A 19,030-nucleotide genomic window follows, 5' to 3' on the forward strand; every position below is an offset into this window, starting at 1 on the left:
GGACCCGGCGCGGTCGGCGAATACGTGATGGCGCTGATCACTGTGGCCCTGATGGCGATCGCGTCGCTGTTCCTGTTTGTCGCCATGTCGATCCGCGAGTTCGGTCTGCTGGCGTTGGCGGCGATGGCCCCGGTGGGGTTGATGATGATCGGCCAGCCCAAGCTCACCGCCTGGGCGCAAAGCTGGATCAACGTATCCGTCGGCCTGCTCATCGCCAAACCGCTCGCCGCCGGGGTCGTCCTGCTCGCGGTCGAGCTGACCAAGACGAGCCTCAGCATCGGCGTCATCCTCGTCGCGGCCGGGGCGGTGATGGCGGCGTCGTTCAGCCCATTGTGGGCAACCAAGCTCGTCTCCTTCGCCGGTGCCGAGGTCGGCACCGCCCTCCATCACCGGTTCTCGGTCCGCGACCAGTTCTCGCGCGCGAACACTGTCGCTGCGCCCGTCCGCGCTGCGGCACGGATCGTCAAGGTTGGGAGATAAATCCATGACCACTCTCACCGCCGACCAGCTCATCGCTGAGGAAGGTGCACCCCGGGTCCGCTTTGCCGCCCGTGAACGTCGAGGAATCTTCCTCGGGCTGACCTTCCTGCAACTGGTCGTGATCGCCGCCGCTGTCGCGGTCCTTCTCTGTACCCTCTTCATCGACACCAACGCGATCTGGGTGATGCTCCCGATCATCGTTGTCGTGGTGTTCTTCGCGCTCGCCACCTACCGGCGAGAACCCGTCATCGTGATCGTCGCCCAAGCAGCCCGGTACGTGCTGCGAAGCCTGACGGGGCAGACCGTGTTCCGCCGCGATGTCTGGTTCCGCGTCGCCATCGCGTCGCTTGACGTCGGCCACGCGCAGGTCGCCGCGGTGGCCCCGGTTGTGACCTCGAAATTTCTGCTGCCGGGAGCCCTCGGGGACGTGCAGATCGTGCAGATCCCCGGCGCCGGCGGGTTCATCTACAACGCCCACGGACGTCTGGCGTCGGTCACGGTGAAGGTCGGATCCAAGGCATGGGCGTTGCGGGACAAGGGCACCCAGGAAGCTGCGTACGACGGGTTCGTGGAATGGCTCAGCTCGCTGGAGAACCTCCCGGGCCTCCGGGAGAGCACGATCCGGATCCGGGTCGACCGGGCCTCCTCGAATGAGCTGCGGGACTACCTGGTCGTTCGGGAGAACGAACACGACCCGCAGGTCACCGCCGAACTACGGGAGCAATACTGGGCGCTCACTCAGGCCGCGTCGAAGCGGTCGATGGGTTTCACCAACTACATCACCCTCACCTTCGACACCGCGGCCCTGAATGCCGCCATCCGGGACGCAGGGAAAGGCCTCACCGGCCTCGCCGCCGTCCTCAAGGAGCGGGTCGCGGGCATCGAGACCTCGATGGAGCACGCTAGGCTCACCCCGGCGGGCTGGCTCACCTCCGACGAACTGGATGAGCTGAACGCGTTGGCCGCTGACCCGGTCGCGGCAGCGACATGGCGAGAGCAGGACTCCAGCATCGTGTCCGCACCATCTCCCGTGATGGGGATCGATGAGAGCTGGGACACGCTGCGCGTGGACGAGTCCTGGCACCAGACATTCTGGGTCGCCGAGTGGCCCCGCACCGACGTCCGCACCGGGTTCCTCGAGCCCCTCCTCTACGCCGGCGACGCAACCCGGGTCATCACCCTGCAAGTGCGGCCCGTGCCCACGCATAAGGCGCTGGCCCAGCTGAACCGGGCCCAATCGGACATGGAGACCGCGGCGAACATCCGGATGAAGCTGTCCTCCCGGATCCCGCTCACCCACCTCCGCGAGGAGGAAGACCTCGCCCTCCGGGAGCACGACCTCGTCGACGGGTTCGGCGATGTCCAGTACCGGGGCTTCATCACCATTTCCGCCGAATCCAAAGACGCCCTCGCCAAGGCCCTCACCGACATTGAGCAGGCTTCGCACCCGGCACGGCTGATGCTCGCATCAATGTCTGGGCAGCAGGCCGCTGGGTTCGTCACCGCCGCCCTCCCGGTGCCGTTGGAAGGGGAATGAGATGAAGCCGAACACGGTCATCGGTCGCGTCCCCGCAAACGAGAAGCCGGGCGCCAACCATCGCCACCGCCAGTTCGTCACAGACGAGAACCCGAGTTGGAAGCTGCCGTCCGCGGAACTGCCGGCGTCGAAGATGCCGGCATGGGGGTGGAAGCAGCCGCACAACCTGCGTGGGCCACTGCGCGCCACCCCACCCGCGCACCGTTGCTCGTCCAAGGTGCTCGGTGGGGCGTATCCGTTCCTGGCTGAGACTGGGGACATCCTCACCGGCGCGTATATCGGAGAGAACCTGCTCTCCCTGGCACCGTTCTGCTTCGACCCCTGGGACGCCTACTCCGCCGAAGCCGTCCGCTCCCACTCTGTCGCCATCCTCGGGGTGAAGGGCACCGGCAAGTCCATGCTCGCCAAGTCCTGGTCCTCCCGCCTCGCCCGACTGGGACGCAAGATCGCGGTCCCACACGACCCGAACGGGGAGTGGGTGCGCGTCGCCGCGTATGTCGGCGGCACCTCCATCTCGGTCGGCCCCGGCAAGAGCGCTCGCATCAACCTCCTCGACGAGGGCCCGCGCGATGCGTCGTTCTCGGACGAGGACTGGAACCAGAACGTCCTGCAGTATCGGCGGGCGACGGTGAAGACGATCATCCGCCGCCTCCGCGAAGGCGGGAATCTGGAGCCGGTGGAGCACACTGCCCTCGACGTCGCGCTCGACGCGATCCGCGGCCAGTCGACCGTCACCATCACACACGTCTACGGCCGCCTCGTCGACCCGAACCAGAACCAGCCACTCGAGGTCATCGAGGCCGGCCACCGGCTCGCGCACTCGCTGCGGCGGATGGTCTCCGGTGACCTCACCGGGTTCTTCGACGGACCTTCCACCGTCCGCTTCGACGCGGATGCCCCGATGATGGTCGTCGACACCTCCGCCCTCAAGGGGGCATCGCCGGAGGCGCAGGCGCTGGCCCGGCTGGCGACGGCCAACTGGGTCCGCCGCGCTTCTCTCGGCGCGAACCGTCAAGCGCGGGTGATCATCCACGAGGAGGCCGCCGTCGAACTGCTCAACGACGTCTCCGGCGGCGACGCACTCGCCGACCGGGTCGAGGACGAGAAAGTCGCCCGTCACCTGGGCACCTCCAACTGGTACCTGCTACACCGGGTCGCCGACCTCGACGCGCTCGGTGACCGCAACAGTGCCCTCCACTCCCGCGCGCTCGGCCTTCTTGCCGACTGCGAGACCCGGATCTCGTATGCACAGCACTCCGGGGAGATCGCTAGGTCGCGGGAGATCCTCGGCTGGAACGACACCCAGGCCGACCTGGTCCGCAAGCTTCACAAAGGGGAAGGGCTCTGGCAGATCGGGCCGGACCGGGTCGCGAAGGTGCGCAACATCTGTACCGACTACGAACTCGGCATCTTCCGCACCGACACCATGGGCGGTGAACGAGCATGAGACCTCACAACTCCTCCTGGACCCAGGTTGCCCTCTACAGCCTCTTCGCGATCGTCGTCGCCGGCGCGCTCACCACCGGCATGGCTAGCGCGACCATCACCACCACCTGCGGCGACAGCCAGCCGAGCAGCGTCTTCGCCGGACTGCAACTGGCAATCGGCGGCGACCCCAGCGGATTCACGCTCCAGCCCGGATGCACGCCGCCCTTGACCCTGATCCGGATCCTCGATCTCCTCGCCGTCTTCGCGATTCTCACCGTGATCGCCGTCGGGGTGGTGTGGTGGCTTCGCTACCGGCAATCCGACCGCTACTTCATCCGTGAGCTCCGCGGCCGCGACGGGCTCGCCAAACCCGGTGAAGTCCGCAAGCACACCTCCGCCCGCACCGCCCTGCGCCGTGCCAAGACGCTGCGCCCTTCGTTGGCCGACCCGGCACCGTCAGCCGCAGGCTGGAAGGTCGGCAGCGCACACGGGCAGGACGTGTACGTGTCGATCGAGGACTCCATCGTCGTTGAAGGTGCACCCCGTTCCGGGAAGGGATACCGGTTCATCATCAACGCCATCCTCGACTGGGACGGCCCGCTGATCACCACCTCCACCCGCAACGACAACCTCTCCGCAACGATGCGCGAACGCGCCCGGGTCGGTGAAGTGACGGTGTTCGACCCGCAGGAACTCACCGGCATCCGCTCCGCCCTCCGGATCTCTCCCGTTACCGGCTGTGAGGACCCCCTCGTCGCGGATCAGCGCGGGCAGGCGATCATCGCCGGCACCGCTCTCGGCGCGTCCAAGAACAACCAGGAATGGGCACAGGTGTCCTCCTCTGTCCTCTCCCGCCTCCTGCACGCCGCCGCGGTTTCCGCGCGCGGCACCGACGCCCTCGCCCGCTGGGGATCCAACCCTCGACTCGCCCTCGAAGCCGTCGGCGTGCTAGCCAACCAGGGCACGCCGGGCTGGTCCGAGGACTTAGACGCGATCATCAACGGCGACGAAAAGCTCCTCGCCAACACCTGGTTCGGTGTCTTCGGTGCCCTCCGCCCGCTATCCATCCCCGCGATCCGGAAAGCAATGACCCCGGGACCGGAGGAGCAGTTCGACCTCGACGCGTTCCTCGCCGGCTCCAACAGCCTCTACCTCATCGGCACCGGCGCCGGTGCAGGCTCCGTCGGCGGGTTCCTTGGCGCGATCCTGGACGACGTCGTCGAGACCGCTCGCCGCAAAGCACTCGCCTCACCTGGATCCCGGCTGGACCTGCCGCTCGCGCTGATCCTGGACGAGATCGCGAACATGTTCTCCTGGCCGGCGTTGCCGCGGATTATGGCCGACGGAGGCGGCATCGGCATCTCCACCATCGTCGTCCTCCAAGCCCTCTCCCAAGCGGAAACCGCCTGGTCCAGGTCCGAGGCCGACACGATCTGGTCGGCTGCAACGGCAAAGCTGCTCCTCGGCGGCGCGTCCGACGTCGACCACCTCCGCGACATCGAATCCCTCCTCGGCACCCGACGCATCCGGAACACCGGCCACTCCTACAACGACAACGGTTCCTCCACCAACGTGCAGAACGAGAAGGTTCCGGTGATGACGATCGACGAGATCCGCCGCATGCCCGGAACCGTCGGGCTCCTCGCCTACCGGAACCGTCGGGGCATTCTCCTCGACCTGCGCGGCTGGACCGACCGCGACGACGCACGTCAGGTCAGCGCCGGGAAGAAGCTCACCGAACTGGACCAGCAAGTCGTGTTCGCCGAACAGTATCAAGCCGCACTCGATCGCCGACGATCAGCAGGGGAGGGAAATTGATGTCCAACCATCGCCGTCCCGCCCGAGACAACACCTACCGCACCCGCTACCTGCACTCCGGAGCCTGGTTCGCCCGCCGCGACCGCTGGTTCCTCGACGAACAACACCTCAACGGCACCATCCGGTGCGCCCTCTGTCTTGCCGCCGGCTCGGCCCGCAGCCTCGAACTGCACCACCTCGACTACCGCGGCGTCACCCAAACCCCCTACGGCTGGACCGCCCACGAACGCCACGACGACCTGACCGCCCTGCATCCACGCTGCCACGAATACGTGCACCTGCTCATCGACCGCGACCGCGCCCTCTCCGGCTTCGTCTCCCGCCGCACCGCCTCCGGCCAGGCCATCGCCCGGCTCCAGGCCAAGATCGCCCACTACATCGAAGCCTCCCTGGACCAGCAGTGACCGACGACCTCCCCCTCGACGACCTCGTCGCCTCCCTGGCCGACGGATGGGAAGACCAAGCGCCCCGGCAAAGTCCCGGGATGCTCGGCATCCGCGTCACCAACTGGCGCACCCTCGAAGACCAGGACGCCCCGCAAGTCTGGACCGACCTACGGGACTGGGTGATCTGGTTCACCCACCGCTACAACATCGCAACCCGGAAGATCCCACCGTGCTGGTACAAGCACGGCGCCCTCGTCGAAGAACTCTCCGCCCTCCACACCGCCTGGCTTGTCTCCTACGACAGCCTCGACGCCGGCTACGGACCCATCGGCTGGCACGAACGCCTCGCCGTCGCCATCCCACGCCTGGTCAGCTGGTACAACGGCGAATGCCACAACGGCCACACCGAACTCCCACAAACCGGCGACGACACCGTCCCCGCGGAGTGGGCCGACTGGATCCGCCACAGCCACGCCAATTCGTAGGCGGAACGCCATTGATTTGCGCGCTCTCTGCGCGCATTTTCTGCCCTCGAACCGGAAGTTCTAAGTGAAAGCGACCCGACCAGCGGGCGCGAAACGAAAGGAAAGAACGATGAGCACACGAGTCCCGATCAGCATCGAAGGCAACCTCGTCGCCGACCCCGACTACGGCGAATCCCAGAACGGCACCAAGTTCGCCAAGTTCACCGTCGCCGTCACCGACCGCAAGCTCGAAGACGGCAAGTGGGTCGACGGCGACACCCAGTACCACCGCACCACCGTCTTCGGCCGAACCGCCGAGAACGTCCGCGCCAGCCTCACCAAAGGCGACACCGTCATCGTCAACGGCAACCTCGAGTTCCGCCACTGGACCGACCAGGCCACCGGAGAACCCCGAGCCGCCACCGAAGTCGTCGCCGACAGCGTAGGACCCTCCCTCCGCTACACCACCGCGGAGATCACCCGCCGCGCCCCAAAAGCTGACGGCCCGGGAGCTACCGCGACCGGGCCGGCAACTGTCGCGAATGGAGCTGGGCAGGCCGCGTCCATGGCCTGAAGTTCGCGCGAGAGGGGATCGCTCAAACGGCGGTTCCCTCTCGCTCGTCACTCGCCATCGGTTTCCAAAAGTCGGTTGAGTCGGAGCGAACGGGGTCGTTCCTTCCGCGGCGGAGCCCACATCTCGGCTGACTGCCGCAAACAAGACGGTAGGCCGCTCAACTCTTGGTGTTAGGAAGCAAAGTGCACGCCTGCGTGGCCGCCTCCTTCAGTTCCGCAGCCAGGAGTGGCTTCTCGATTCCAGACAGGATGCGCCCGAAGCTCGCCTTGATGGCGGTCCAGGAGATGCCGAACGCGCCGAGTGCCGTGACGACGAACCCAATGAGTTTTTGATTGAAGTCGGCGCCGCTGAACAAGATAAGCGCAGCAAGAGCGACGAGAACCGCTACGAATGTCGCGACCGCGACTTTATGGTTCGCGAGGAAGCGCCTTGAAAGCGCGCGGAAACGGGCGATCAATTGTTTTGCCGCCGACTCGTAGTCGTCCGGCCCTAACTGATCCTCTACTCGCTTATCCCCGCAGAGCAGCTGCTTCCATAGTCTTCCCTGCGCGTGAAGCTTCCGACGAAGCGGTTCCGTGTCTGATTCAAGATCCAACTCGGCAACATGATCCTCCCAGAGCAGAAGCGATCCAGCCACAGCGTCCGCAGCACCGTCGGGCAGAAGGCGATGAAGATCATTCAGCCATTCGTAGATGTGGGTAAGTCGCCAATGTTGCAATTCATCTTTTAGCTGCTCAGCCGTTTTGGGCAGATAGATAGTGTCGGCAAGAGCGCGGCCAAGACTTACCGCAATCTGCAGCTTGCCGTCTATCGCGGCAATTTCGCCATGGAGGCTCCGGAAGCGGGTCGCGAGTGCGGCCCGATACTGGTCACGATCAGCCAGTGAAGCATTGGCGATAGCGCTCGTCTCGTCATTCTCCGCGACCCCCAACAGTTGAAGGTCGCGAAGGATCTGTCCGCGTAGGACGCCCGCCCGTTCTTCCGAAGTGAGCTCCGACCATCCGGGGAGATGCTCATCAACGTCTGCGTTGGTTGGCTTCTGCAAGTGGTTTTCGGCGCCGTCAAAGGCTTCAGCCATATGCCACGCCAACCAGAGGGCGATAACCACAGAGCCTGACTGGTCTAAATCGACGTGTCTCTGGCCTTCACTCGAGTCTCTCAAAACGCGTTCCTGTGCCTCTGACTTGGCTTTTTATCTATCCTCCGGGAGTGCAGTCGGCATTGTCGGCCGACCGCACAATCAGTAAACAGCCCGAAAAATGATTGGGAAATTCCCAATCGGCCCTTATCATAGTTCCATGAGCGCTGAAATTGGGCAGCGTGTTTCAGATCTACTTCCGCAGGGGCGCACGCAGCGAGAGATCGCTTCGGACGTCGGGATGACTCCAGATGCGTTCTCCCGTGCACTGAACGGGCAGCGCGGATTTGCCGCGATTGAGCTCGCCCGCATTGCCGATTTGCTCGACGCGGACCTGCACTTTCTGATCACAGGAGAGGCTGACCCCAACCGGGTCCTAGCTGCAGCCCGCCACACATTCGACCACGAGACTCGCAGCCACCAGCTTCCAGGTGTCAAGGAAGATATCCCGCACCTAAACGTCGTGTTACTCGCATATGAGCAAGTGCGCGGCGCCTTGCCGGCTTCCAAGGTCCCGGACTCGCTTGATGCGGCCCGTGCTGCTTTGGGTGAGAGATTCGTGCGGCCTTTTGCCGATCGACTCGAGGTGCTTGGAATTGATGTCGTTCGCCTGACTGAGTTGACGTCGGCCTATTCGTTTTTTGTCGGCGATCGAGCCGTCATCGCTCTAAAAGCAACTGGAAACTGGTTCTGGGAGAACTGGTCGCTCGCCCACGAACTCGGCCACCTGGTGCAATATGTTGCCGCCATGCGAGCCGGTGAAGAACCGGATCGCCACTCCAATGAGCCCGAAGCCAACGCATTCGCTGCAGAGTTGTTGCTTCCTACAGGCCTGGTTGAAGGGATCGATTGGACTGGCATATCCGAGCAAGAGCTCGCAGGCATCGTTTGGGACCTAGGTGTCTCCACGGACGCGCTCAGCAAGCGTCTATCGAGCCTCCATCTTCCCTCGTCGCCGCAGCTTGCATCCTGGGCAGTCCAACCGACGCAGCGTCTGCTGCGCCGATGCTGGACTCCAACAGAGGACGGTGATCCGATCACACGGCGGATGGACGCTGCAGCCACTCGGCGGTTCCCGCTGGCTCTTCAGGACGCGCATCTCTCGCAGATCGCGAAAGGATCAGTGCGCAAAGACACGCTGGCCTGGATGCTGGGGGTCGATGCTGACGCACTCGAGGTAGATGAGCCTATTTCTGAGCCCACGCTTTCTTCGGACGAATTGTCCGCGGTGCTCGGACTGTAGGGCAGGTGCGCTATCGGTGACGGTACGAGCCTTTCCAGACAATACTGTCCTCATCAATTTTGCTTATCTCCACCGCATGGACCTTCTAAAACGACTCGTGAAAAACCCCTCGTGGTGCGCGACCGTTGCCGACGAGTGCGCGATGTCATCGCGGATCCCCGACCTGGAAGACTTGAGTGCGGCGAATGGCATCTTTGGCGATCCGCTCTTCCCCGAAACACCCGCTGAACACTTGCTGACGCAGACCTACCGGATGAAGCTTTCGCGCCCGGGGGACCTGCCACACAAGAACCTCGGCGAAGCAGAGACGCTCGCAATCATTCATTCTCGAGGCATGCGAGCTGTGTTTTTCACCGATGATGCCGGACCCGCGGGCTTGCTCGCAGGTTCAGGGGCCGACGGCCCGGCTGTCCAGATTGCAGGCACATGGGAACTGTTGCGTGTCGCGTACCGGGCTGGATTCGTCGACTCGGACACGCTTTGGTCGTATGTGTCGATTCTGCACGGGAAAGGTAGGCATCTCCCTCCTGGTGATGCGAGTCGTTACCGCCCGGCATTTGACGCATGGTTAACCGCGTAGACGAAAAGCTTGCGAAGTCGAGGATCAGCCCACGGGTATCGATACGCTGGGCGCTCGTCGTTCCGCGGACGCGCTCGTCGCTGGCGAGCTGCGAGCGCGCAATCGGCGTCGACACGAGGTCCAACGGAACAGGGTTGAGTGGGAAGTCCGGTGGACAGACGAGGTGACCGTGTCGCTGGTCAACCGTGGACCGGACGAGCGCGCGACGTGTGCGTGAACTTCACCTGCGCGTCCAAGGACTCGACCGCCCAAACGAAGCAACCTAGGGCGGGTCCGTCGCTCGCTATTGACGTCAGTCAGACCGAGGAGATTAGCGATGCCTGGCACCACCAACTGGCACCCGAGCAGCAGGGCAGAATGAGTTTCACCTACGGCATCGTGGTTTCATGGCATTACGGTAGCGGGCCACGTGAAGAGCGAGACCTCAGCACATGGATGTCCAAGCCCAAGGTCCTCGAACTCAATCAACTAGTCCAACGATTAGCGCGCGTCGCAGCGCTCGCCGGGGATCGTGGACAAGCGCACAGCGACCATTCTTGATCGCGTCGGGGTACGGGCCGAGATCAGTGATGCCTCCTCATTGGGATCGGATTCATGGGCTGGCTCATGGACGGCGACTCTCGACCGGGGTAGGCAGGGCGCTCCTCAGTACCCTCCTAACCCGGCCCAACCTCGGCAGGCGGCCGGCCAGGACCGCGCCAACCGCCGCGGTTGGGTGGACACTGGTGACGTGAGCCTCGATGCACCAGCGCCAACGCCGTCCGGCGCGACCGGACGCGAAGCGGTGGAGATCTGCCGCCAGTGGATGGCCCATCTAGGCGCGGTCGATGTTGTTGTGGCTGATGGCTCCGTCAGCGAGATTTGCGATTTGTATAGTTCGCGATATCTCGCATGGGTTCAAAGCCGCAGGGGAAACCTCGATCTCGGTGTCGTCGAACGCGCTGCGGCCGTTGGCTCAGTAGATGGGCGCTCAGCGCTGGTTTTCCTTACCGGTGGTGTCTTCCCTACGGTGCAAGACCGGGCTGACACTCTAGCCGTGGGACTGCTTCGTTTCGATCCAAGAACGGCCGCTCTGGATGGGGCTAATGCTGTTGGTCGGCGGGTGCTAGCGAATGGACTAGTGGTGGCATAGCGGTTCCGGCTAGTGAGGGGCGGGACCTGTGTAGCTGAACGGCGATGTGGGCGTGGCCACCCCAGTTTGAAAGCGAGCCGCGCGGTGGAATTCGGTTCGTGCTGCGTCCCTAGAGATCTCGATCGTCTCCTCCACGCTTTGCCGTTGCATGGTCTCGACTAGCTGAGTCCGAGCCGACGCCTCGGTGGGAGCTACGACTACCGCTTGGTTGCTGGACTTCCCTCTCGTCATTCCTACATACAAGCCGGCGCCATCGACGCCGGGGCCGACTATAGAGCGGTCCGTTGTCTCGCCCTGCACGCCGTAAACGGTCGTGGCGTAGGCCAAGTGGAGGTGCGACCCTGCATACTCGTGACTGATTCTTCTCAGATCAGTCGAGTCGTTTGCGGATGCCAGCAAGACATGTTGCGCAGCCACGCTCTTCACAATCCAGTTCTGGCGATTCTGCACGTCCATCGTGCTGTCGTTCCGTCGCGTTTGGACGACATCGCCGACAAAGATCGCCTGTCCGGCCTGACCCGAAACGGCTGCGCTGGTGTCGACCTCACCGAACGAGATCCGGCGAGCCTGAATGGCCTCGCTCACCCATTGCGCCTCGGCGTGAGTCGCGGAGACTATGGCGATGGACTGTCGCTTTCGGGCAGCTTCAAACCAGGCAGATACGAGGGCATTGTGAGCGTCAGTCTGGCTGTTTGAGAGCACTACGTGCCCCGTGTGGATCAATTCGTCGGCCGTACGCCCTGCTTCCTCCAGGTCATCTGGTTGCCGAAGTCGAAGACTCAGATCGGCCCACGCTGGGTCTTCGAACCGATGGATAGTCAGGAGTTCTACTTGGCGGGTTGCCCGACGCCAGAAGAGGGCCATCGCGCCCGAGTGACCGACCGGAAGTGCTTGATGCTGGTCTCCGACGAGAGCGACGCATGCGCCGGTGCGGCCGACGACGTCCAGGAGCGCGTTCGCCGACTCGAGGTCGAGCATGCCGGCCTCGTCCACGACAATGCGATCGCCCGGTCGAATGCTGTTGCGCGGACCGAGGTAATTCATGCCCGTCGTCGGATCGAGCTCGCCGACTGTGAGGCATGACCATTTGGTTGCCCCGGCTCGATCGGTAGTCCATCGCCACCCATAATCGTGCAGGAGCTGATGGAGAGATGAGGACTCGCTACCGGTTTCGCGTCCAGCGACCGAGGAGGCCTTCTTCGTTGGAGCGACGATGATCATTACTCGGCCGCTCTGACGGAGAGCCGCTCCCGCCACCTTAAGCATTGTCGTCTTGCCTGTGCCCGCGGCGCCGGAGATCGTCACGACACGGTCGGAACCTGCGATCGAAGAGGCGCCTTCCACCTGTCCCTCGTCCAGCGCGCGGTCGGGATCAATCGCTTTCGCTACTTCCGTAATCTCGGCAGGAGAAGGTACTGCGCCGGGCGCGGCAAGGGACTCGGTCCGATGCGCGACCGTGGCCTTGATGGTCGCGGTGGCAATGGCCATCCGGCTCTTGATATGTGCAGGAACGTCGGCTTCTGACAGAAGTGTCACCGTGTGCGTCCGAGTGGCGTGGGCAGTCACATCGTCGATAACCTCAGTTAGCTTGGCCCGATCAGTGATCACGCCCGATGTGGCCAGCGCTCGGATCGCTCCGGCTCGGACGTCCATGTCGCTGAAACGGCCTCCCGTCCCGGTCGACCGCGCATCGGCATCAACGATCGCCTTCGCGGCGAGGAGCTCGATGTCGAGGTCCTCGATGGCGATCGACTGGGCCACCTTCTCTCCCCTCGGCTGACCGAGTTCCGGATCAGCGGTCAGGAGCTCGCGCATCACAATGGACGCCCAATCGTCCTCGTTCAGCTGTCCCGGCTTGTTCGGCCGGCCAGCCGCCCATGCCCACTGATCAATCTGGGTCAGGACGGTGGCGGAAGGCTCCTCGCCCGGGTGCTGTTTCCTCCATTCGCGGAGGTGACCGGCCTTGTTAGCTTCGATCTGTGCGGAGCGCTTTGACAGCGGCCGCACCAGATGCTGCAGCTGCGCGATCTCGCCGTCCGAGTTCAGGGAGAAGCCCTTGGCAGCCAGCGCGGCAATCCAGGCTGGGTCGGTCCTGGAGGCGAGGTCGCCTTCGGCGTTCACGACGTTCTGGAGCCGCAAGGCGACGCGAGTGTCAACGTTTGACCACTTCCCGTCGCGGCCCTGAACCTTGACGTTGAGCCACAGGTGACGGTGCTTGTGTGGGTCCAGGGAGCGGGACCTTTCGTGTTGCAGCTCGACGACTTCGATGCGAGCCAGGTCCTCGCGGACGGAGCCTTGCTTCCCGCGGCGGGCGTTGAGCTCGGTTTGCCACAGCTTGATGATCCGGTCACGCAACCGGTCCTGAAGATCCTCGTATGCAGCCGCCAACTCCGGGTCGAGCATCGCCGCGATCGAGAACGACTTCGGCGCGTTGATCGTCGAATCCAGAATCAGGTCCGAGACCGGCGACTCCAGATCGCGGCCCCGGCGTTCACCGGTCAAAGGGTCGACGCCGTCGACCCAATCCTTCAACTGCGAGCGGGTGAGCAGGTCGTCACGGATGGCCCCGTTCTCGACGATGTACCGGGTCATCACCGCATCCGCGTACCCTGCAGCGGCGATCGCCCCGTGGGCGGTCTTCCCCGTCAGGGTGGCGTCGCAGACGCCGCCGAAGGCGTAGTGCACGGCTTGCTTGACCCCTTGGGCCGCCTGTCCGCGCTTCCAGCGCGCCACTCCACCTCTCACACTTAGAACTTCCGGTTGCGCGCTCGTTTTGGCGCGCATCGCGCGCGCACATCTCGAAGAGTGCCTACGTGCATTGCCCTTTGTATTGCTTCTATTGCCCTTTGTATTGCTTCTTAGAACTTTGTTCGTTGCTCTTTGTAAATTGCTCCTCCTTTCGCTCCTTGTCCTTTTCGCCGCTCATCCCTTGGTGTTTGGTGTTCCCCCGTTTCTTCATCCCTTCTTCGTCCCTCGCTCCCCGGCGTCGGGAACAGACCGCAATAGTTGTAGAAGTGCACTTGAAGGGGGTTTCATGCTGAGCACCTGTGCACCGACTCGAACATTGGGCCATGCGTTGCTGGCAACGATTGCAGGTGACGACCTCTTGGTCTTGGTAGCTAGTAGATCGGACAACAGTCTGGGCCCGACGTCGTGGATTGAATCCAGCGGAGGATACGATCCACACTCCTACTCGCCGCCTCTGGCTGCTCGCGAGAAAGGTGACCGTGGCGAGTTCCAGGCTCCGAGACATGTAAGACGTCGACGCCCGCTATGGCTAGCCCCGCGGCGAACGCTTCACCCGATGGCCTAAGCGTGTCGAACTCCGAGTTCACGATCAGCGTAGGCGGGAGTCCTGCAGCATCGTGCCCTCCCGGGAAGGCGTATGGGTCGCTAAGTGAGTCGGGGCTGCCTACGTAGTTCAGGTTCATTGCTTCAATGAACTCGGAAGAGAGTGCAGACTCTGCTGGCAATGACTGGATCTTCGCCGCCAGTTCAGGGCGTGGTGGCAATGCCATCGAATGAAAGTCGCCGTACGCAAGTACGAGCGACGCGGGCATTGCATGGTTCCGGTCCCGCAACCGAAAGGCGAGTCCAGCAGCAAGGTTGGCACCTGCGCTTGCGCCGCCCAAGGACCACGGCAAGTGAGGCGCCGTCAACCGTGCCCATTCGAATGCCCGCTCAATTTCGTCCAGCGCCACCGGGTATCGCGCAGAGCCTGGATTCTTAGGCGCGGGGATGTTGCGTAGACGAGCAAGGGGTTCCCACGGCGCCAACTGGTAGTCGACGCTAACGACTGAGACCCCGGCGCTCGCGAGCTGACTCGCAAACCAGTCGCTTTCGTCCATGTCTAGGTCTCCGAAAGCAAAAGCGCCGCCGTGGACCCAAACGATGCCGGCCGCGGGAGCCGCTCCAGAGACAGCTCGAAACGAGCGGACGGTCAACGTCCCGTGGGGTCCGTCGAGGATCTCATTTTTGATGCTGAACGCCGAGCGTGACATTTGATCCGACCTCGTCAAGTGCATACAGGTTCTGAATGGCGTTAGGACCTAGAGAGTCGCGAAGCCGGCCCGCCGACCTCCTGGCCGGTGAGATGAACGCTTGCGCGAGCCGGGAGTTTCCGTCGATTCTCGGTCGACGACCTCCTGGACGGCCTCCGGGTGACGGTCATGGAACTACGCACGTTTGGCGCGCATGGTGGCACGGGTTCATCCTTCACAATTGAGAAGATCCTCTCATTGAGAGTACACCATTTGTTGATATAACGAGACTTGCGCACTGAGCGCGCGCTCCAAATGAGAAGCACGTCTTGTTTTTTGCCTTCCAAGTTGCTGTAATCGACGTATGCATCTCCACGCTTCGGACACCGTTTCGGTCGGCGAGTACCTCGCTCGCCGGCTCAATCAGCTCGGTATCGATCACCTCTTTGGGCTGCCCGGAGACTTCAACTTGAGCCTGCTCGACGAGATGCTGGCCTCGGGGGAATTGAGCTGGATCGGCTCGACGAACGAGCTCAACGCCGCCTACACGGCCGACGCGTATGCGCGCGTCCGACGGGGCTTCGGTGCGCTCGTCACCACTTACGGTGTGGGCGAACTGTCCGCGATCAACGGTGTCGCGGGGTCTTACGCCGAGGACGTGCCCGTCATTCAGATCACCGGTTCACCGTCGACAGCGGCCGCGCGCGCCGGCACCCTTCTGCACCACACCCTCGTGGACGGGGACTACGACCACTTTGTTCGGGCGTACCGCGAGTTCACAGCCGCCGCCGTCACTGTGCAGGCGCAGACCGCCGCGGCGGACATTGATCGCACCCTTATAGCCGCGCTTCGCACAAGTAAGCCCGCCTATCTATCGATCCCGACGGACGTCGCGGTCGCGCAGATCGATGGATCTAACCTCGTACACCCGCTCACCGCCCCACACAGCGATGCGGGTTCCCTTGCTCGATTCACCAGCGCGCTTCGCGAAAGACTCGCCGGAAGCAGTGACGTGACCGTCCTTGCCGGGCCGCGGCTGCATCGCCGCAGCTTGGAGCAAGCCCTTCGGGAGCTCGCAGAGGTCCCCGGCGTTCGCATCGCATCACAATCCGGCTCCAAGGCGATCATCGACGAGTCACATCCGCGAAGCTTGGGTACGTACCTCGGCGCGCTGACACGATCCGCCGAAGCGCGCGAGATCGTCGACTCGGCCTCGCCACTGATTCTGGCCGGGGCGGTTCTCAGCGATCTGCTCACTGGGTTCTTCTCGCACGGGTTCGATCCGCAGGAGAGCGTTGAACTCGGTCTCACTGAGGCGAGAATCGGTGCCAGCCACTTCTACGACGTAACCCTCGTCGACGGCCTGGACGCGGTGCGTTCGGTGGTCACTGAGCTCGGGCTCTCCGACGACCGGGACCTGCCAACAGCCCACGCTGGAGTAGAAGCGGCGTCGTCTTACGACGAGGGAATGACCCAGCAGATATTCTGGGCCGCTATCCAGCGGTGGCTGCCCAGCAAATCGGTCGTCATCGCGGACGCCGGCACGGCGTTCTATGGCGCCCTTGAACTGGCGATGCCCAACGACAGCGACCTCCTCGGTCAGCCCATCTGGTCTTCGATCGGATACACCGTCCCGGCCACGCTGGGTGCCGCGCTAGCCGATCGCGAACGCAGACCGGTACTTCTCGTGGGCGACGGCGCCGCGCAGTTGACGATCCAGGAGCTCGCGACGATCCTGCAGAACGATCTGACACCGGTCGTCTTCTTGCTGAACAACCGCGGCTACGCCGTCGAGCGGGCGATCCAGAGCCCGAACGCGATCTATCAGGACGTGACGGAGTGGAACTGGAGCGCGCTTCCGGCTGTGTTCGGGCCCGACCGCAATGCCAAGACGCTCGTGGTCAAGACTCGCGCGGAGCTCGATTTCGCACTCGACATCGCCTCGCGCTTACGCGACCGACTCGTCTTCATTGAAGTGCACCTGCCCACCTACGACAGTCCCGCCATTCTCAAAGAGCTGGCTGCGGGACTGGCAGCCGCCAGCTCGGCCGAGTGACGCGGACCGACCCGGGAAAGCAAGGCTTCACGATGAACCCGCTCACTAGTTCGGACACCTCCACACCTCTCGCCTCCGCCCGGCACCAGCTCCGCGAGGCGATCGATCACCTGGGCTATGACGAGGGCACCTATTCGATCCTCGCGAACGCTCGTCGGGAACTCACGGTGAGCGTCCCTCTCCGCCGAGACGACGGATCGATCGAAACACTCACTGGATACCGTGTCCAGCACAACCTGTCGCGCGGGCCCGCGAAGGGCGGTATCCGTTATAGCCCGATGGTCGAACTCGACGAGGTGCGCGCTCTAGCGATGTGGATGACATGGAAGTGCGCGCTCCTTCGCGTGCCCTACGGCGGCGCGAAAGGTGGCATCGCTCTCGATCCGCGACATTACAGCGTGGGGGAACTCGAGCGCATCACGCGTAGGTACACCAGCGAGATTGCGCATTTTATCGGCCCCGATCGAGACATCCCAGCGCCCGATGTCGGCACCGATGAGATGACCATGGCGTGGATGATGGACACGTTCTCGGTCAACGCCGGACACACCGTTCTTGGCGTTGTCACGGGCAAACCGCTCGGTCTCGGCGGCTCCCGCGGGCGGGCGTCGGCGACTTCTCACGGAATCGGGCACGTAAGCCTCGCCGCACTGGATCACGTCGGAGTCGCCAGGACGGCTGCCACGGCCGCGGTCCAAGGGTTCGGCAAGGTGGGACGAGGTGCAGCTGTATTTCTTGCCGACGCGGGTGTCCGGGTCGTCGCGGTTAGTGACCAGTACGGGGCCATCTTCAATTCCAATGGCCTGAACATTGCAGCCCTGGAACAGCACGTCGACAGGGAAGGAACCGTGGTCGGCTTTGGTGACAGCGATCCGATGGATGCTGACGCACTACTTCTGCTCGACGTCACAGTGCTGGTGCCAGCTGCCGTTGAGGGCGTCCTCACCAAGACCAACGCCGGTGACGTGCGCGCTCGCGCGATCGTCGAGGGCGCCAACGGGCCGACGACCCCCGAAGCCGACCAGCTTCTCGCTGACAACGGCGTGCTCGTGGTACCCGACATCTTCGCCAATGCGGGCGGCGTAATCGTCAGCTACTTCGAGTGGATTCAGTCATCACAGTCTTACTGGTGGTCCGAAGCAGACGTCGAAGAGAAGTTGGAAGAGCGGATGCTGCACACCTGGCAACAGCTGCGGGATCGCGCAGAGGCCGACGGGCGCACGCTTCGAGCCACAGCGACTGCAATCGCGGTGGAGCGCGTTGCCGATGCTCATCGGCTTCGCGGGCTCTACCCCTGAGCATCACAACCCGTACCAAGGAGAACCATGAACACGATCATCGACAACCGGACGGCAGCGCTGCATGACCGGATTCGGCTGGCGTCCCGGCGACCGAAGACGCTCGGTAGCGCAGTTCCGGGCACAATCTCGCTCGCCATGGGGGAGCCGGATGGCGACACCCCTCAGACCGTCGTGGCCGCCGCCCGCAGGGCGCTGAGCGAGGGGCGGACCCGGTACTCGCAGATCACTGGATCACCCGACCTGCGCCGGGCACTTGCCGGCCATCTCAGCGCCACCACTGGCACCGACATCGGTTCAGCCAACGTCGTGTTGACCCACGGTGGCAGCGCAGGCTTGGCTGCCACGATCATGGCGTTGGTCTCGCCTGGCGATCGAGTCCTGATCCCGGAGCCCACTTATTCGCTCTATGCGGATCACATTGCAATGGTGGGTGGGACTGCGGAGTGGATACCGAACCTGTCGGATGGGCACTTAGACCTGACGCAGCTGGCCGCTGCGGCCGGCGACGCCCGGATGATCATCCTCTGCAACCCGGTCAATCCGACCGGCGGCGTGTTCGGGGCGGCCGATCTCGGCGGACTTTCGAGGATTCTGGCTGACAACCCGGACCTGTACCTGCTCAGCGACGAGGCATACAGCGACATCATCTTCGACGACCTGACGTTCAACTCGGCGGTGACGCTTGAGTCGTCGCTGTCTCAGGTCATCCTTGCGGGCACTTTCTCCAAGTCCTATGCGATGACCGGCTGGCGCCTGGGCTTCATCGCAGCTGCAGAAGAAGTTGCGGACGCAGTCAACCTCGTCCACCGCACAATCAATGGCCCGTTGAGCACATTCATCCAGGATGCGGCGATCGAAGCGCTCCGCATTCCGGATAGGGAGCTTCGCGCTCTCGCGCTCGGGTACCAGCGTC

General features: G+C 63.6%; 15 protein-coding genes. 12 read left to right on the top strand and 3 right to left on the bottom strand.

The window, feature by feature from the left end; all coding sequences use genetic code 11:
* The 7 genes from ACPYOG_RS13720 to ACPYOG_RS13750 form a co-directional block, all read left to right on the top strand.
* Positions 1 to 480 (top strand): hypothetical protein (locus ACPYOG_RS13720; protein ID WP_481294748.1); only part of this gene is annotated, 480 nt, incomplete at its 5' end.
* 4 nt (positions 481 to 484) lie between these two features.
* A complete protein-coding gene (locus ACPYOG_RS13725) occupies positions 485 to 2,017 on the top strand; it encodes an SCO6880 family protein (RefSeq protein WP_481294749.1) in 1,533 nt (510 codons plus the stop codon).
* Position 2,018: 1 nt separating this feature from the next.
* Complete coding sequence (locus tag ACPYOG_RS13730; RefSeq protein WP_481294750.1) at positions 2,019 to 3,464, top strand: hypothetical protein; 1,446 nt, start codon at positions 2,019 to 2,021, stop codon at positions 3,462 to 3,464.
* Positions 3,461 to 5,263 carry a type IV secretory system conjugative DNA transfer family protein gene (locus ACPYOG_RS13735; RefSeq protein ID WP_481294751.1) on the top strand — a complete coding sequence of 601 codons (1,803 nt, stop codon included), beginning with the start codon at positions 3,461 to 3,463 and terminating at the stop codon, positions 5,261 to 5,263. Before ACPYOG_RS13730 ends, ACPYOG_RS13735 begins: the two co-directional genes overlap by 4 nt.
* Complete coding sequence (locus tag ACPYOG_RS13740) at positions 5,263 to 5,667, top strand: hypothetical protein (protein WP_481294752.1); 405 nt, start codon at positions 5,263 to 5,265, stop codon at positions 5,665 to 5,667. The genes ACPYOG_RS13735 and ACPYOG_RS13740 overlap by 1 nt, the downstream gene beginning before the upstream one ends.
* Positions 5,664 to 6,134 (top strand): hypothetical protein, encoded by a 471-nt coding sequence (locus tag ACPYOG_RS13745; RefSeq protein ID WP_481294753.1) that lies wholly within the window; start codon positions 5,664 to 5,666, stop codon positions 6,132 to 6,134. The genes ACPYOG_RS13740 and ACPYOG_RS13745 overlap by 4 nt, the downstream gene beginning before the upstream one ends.
* A gap of 109 nt (positions 6,135 to 6,243) precedes the next feature.
* Positions 6,244 to 6,687 carry a single-stranded DNA-binding protein gene (locus ACPYOG_RS13750; protein WP_481294754.1) on the top strand — a complete coding sequence of 148 codons (444 nt, stop codon included), beginning with the start codon at positions 6,244 to 6,246 and terminating at the stop codon, positions 6,685 to 6,687.
* 157 nt (positions 6,688 to 6,844) lie between these two features.
* Here the strand turns inward: ACPYOG_RS13750 and ACPYOG_RS13755 are convergent, their stop codons facing one another.
* Positions 6,845 to 7,765 (bottom strand): hypothetical protein, encoded by a 921-nt coding sequence (locus ACPYOG_RS13755; protein WP_481294755.1) that lies wholly within the window; start codon positions 7,763 to 7,765, stop codon positions 6,845 to 6,847.
* 220 nt (positions 7,766 to 7,985) lie between these two features.
* Here ACPYOG_RS13755 and ACPYOG_RS13760 point away from each other — a divergent pair, with 220 nt between their 5' ends.
* Together ACPYOG_RS13760 and ACPYOG_RS13765 are read left to right on the top strand one after the other, a co-directional pair.
* Complete coding sequence (locus ACPYOG_RS13760) at positions 7,986 to 9,068, top strand: ImmA/IrrE family metallo-endopeptidase (protein WP_481294756.1); 1,083 nt, start codon at positions 7,986 to 7,988, stop codon at positions 9,066 to 9,068.
* 16 nt (positions 9,069 to 9,084) lie between these two features.
* The gene (locus tag ACPYOG_RS13765) at positions 9,085 to 9,648 is read left to right on the top strand and encodes a hypothetical protein (RefSeq protein ID WP_481294757.1); all 564 of its coding nucleotides are present in this window, start codon (positions 9,085 to 9,087) and stop codon (positions 9,646 to 9,648) included.
* A 1,141-nt stretch (positions 9,649 to 10,789) separates the two neighbouring features.
* Here ACPYOG_RS13765 and ACPYOG_RS13770 read toward each other — a convergent pair.
* Both ACPYOG_RS13770 and ACPYOG_RS13775 read right to left on the bottom strand, forming a co-directional pair.
* On the bottom strand, positions 10,790 to 13,465 hold the full coding sequence (locus ACPYOG_RS13770) for an AAA family ATPase (protein ID WP_481294758.1): 2,676 nt from the start codon (positions 13,463 to 13,465) through the stop codon (positions 10,790 to 10,792).
* 434 nt (positions 13,466 to 13,899) lie between these two features.
* On the bottom strand, positions 13,900 to 14,805 hold the full coding sequence (locus ACPYOG_RS13775; RefSeq protein ID WP_481294759.1) for an alpha/beta hydrolase: 906 nt from the start codon (positions 14,803 to 14,805) through the stop codon (positions 13,900 to 13,902).
* 319 nt (positions 14,806 to 15,124) lie between these two features.
* Here ACPYOG_RS13775 and ACPYOG_RS13780 point away from each other — a divergent pair, with 319 nt between their 5' ends.
* The 3 genes from ACPYOG_RS13780 to ACPYOG_RS13790 form a co-directional block, all read left to right on the top strand.
* Positions 15,125 to 16,816 (top strand): alpha-keto acid decarboxylase family protein, encoded by a 1,692-nt coding sequence (locus tag ACPYOG_RS13780; RefSeq protein ID WP_481294760.1) that lies wholly within the window; start codon positions 15,125 to 15,127, stop codon positions 16,814 to 16,816.
* Positions 16,817 to 16,848: 32 nt separating this feature from the next.
* Positions 16,849 to 18,114, top strand: a complete 1,266-nt coding sequence (locus ACPYOG_RS13785) for a Glu/Leu/Phe/Val family dehydrogenase (RefSeq protein WP_481294761.1) — start codon at positions 16,849 to 16,851, stop codon at positions 18,112 to 18,114.
* Positions 18,115 to 18,141: 27 nt separating this feature from the next.
* Positions 18,142 to 19,030, top strand: an 889-nt coding sequence (locus ACPYOG_RS13790; RefSeq protein ID WP_481294762.1) for a pyridoxal phosphate-dependent aminotransferase, incomplete at its 3' end; no start/stop codon positions are given.

It is taken from the genome of Leifsonia sp. HAY1-4F, assembly GCF_056755275.1.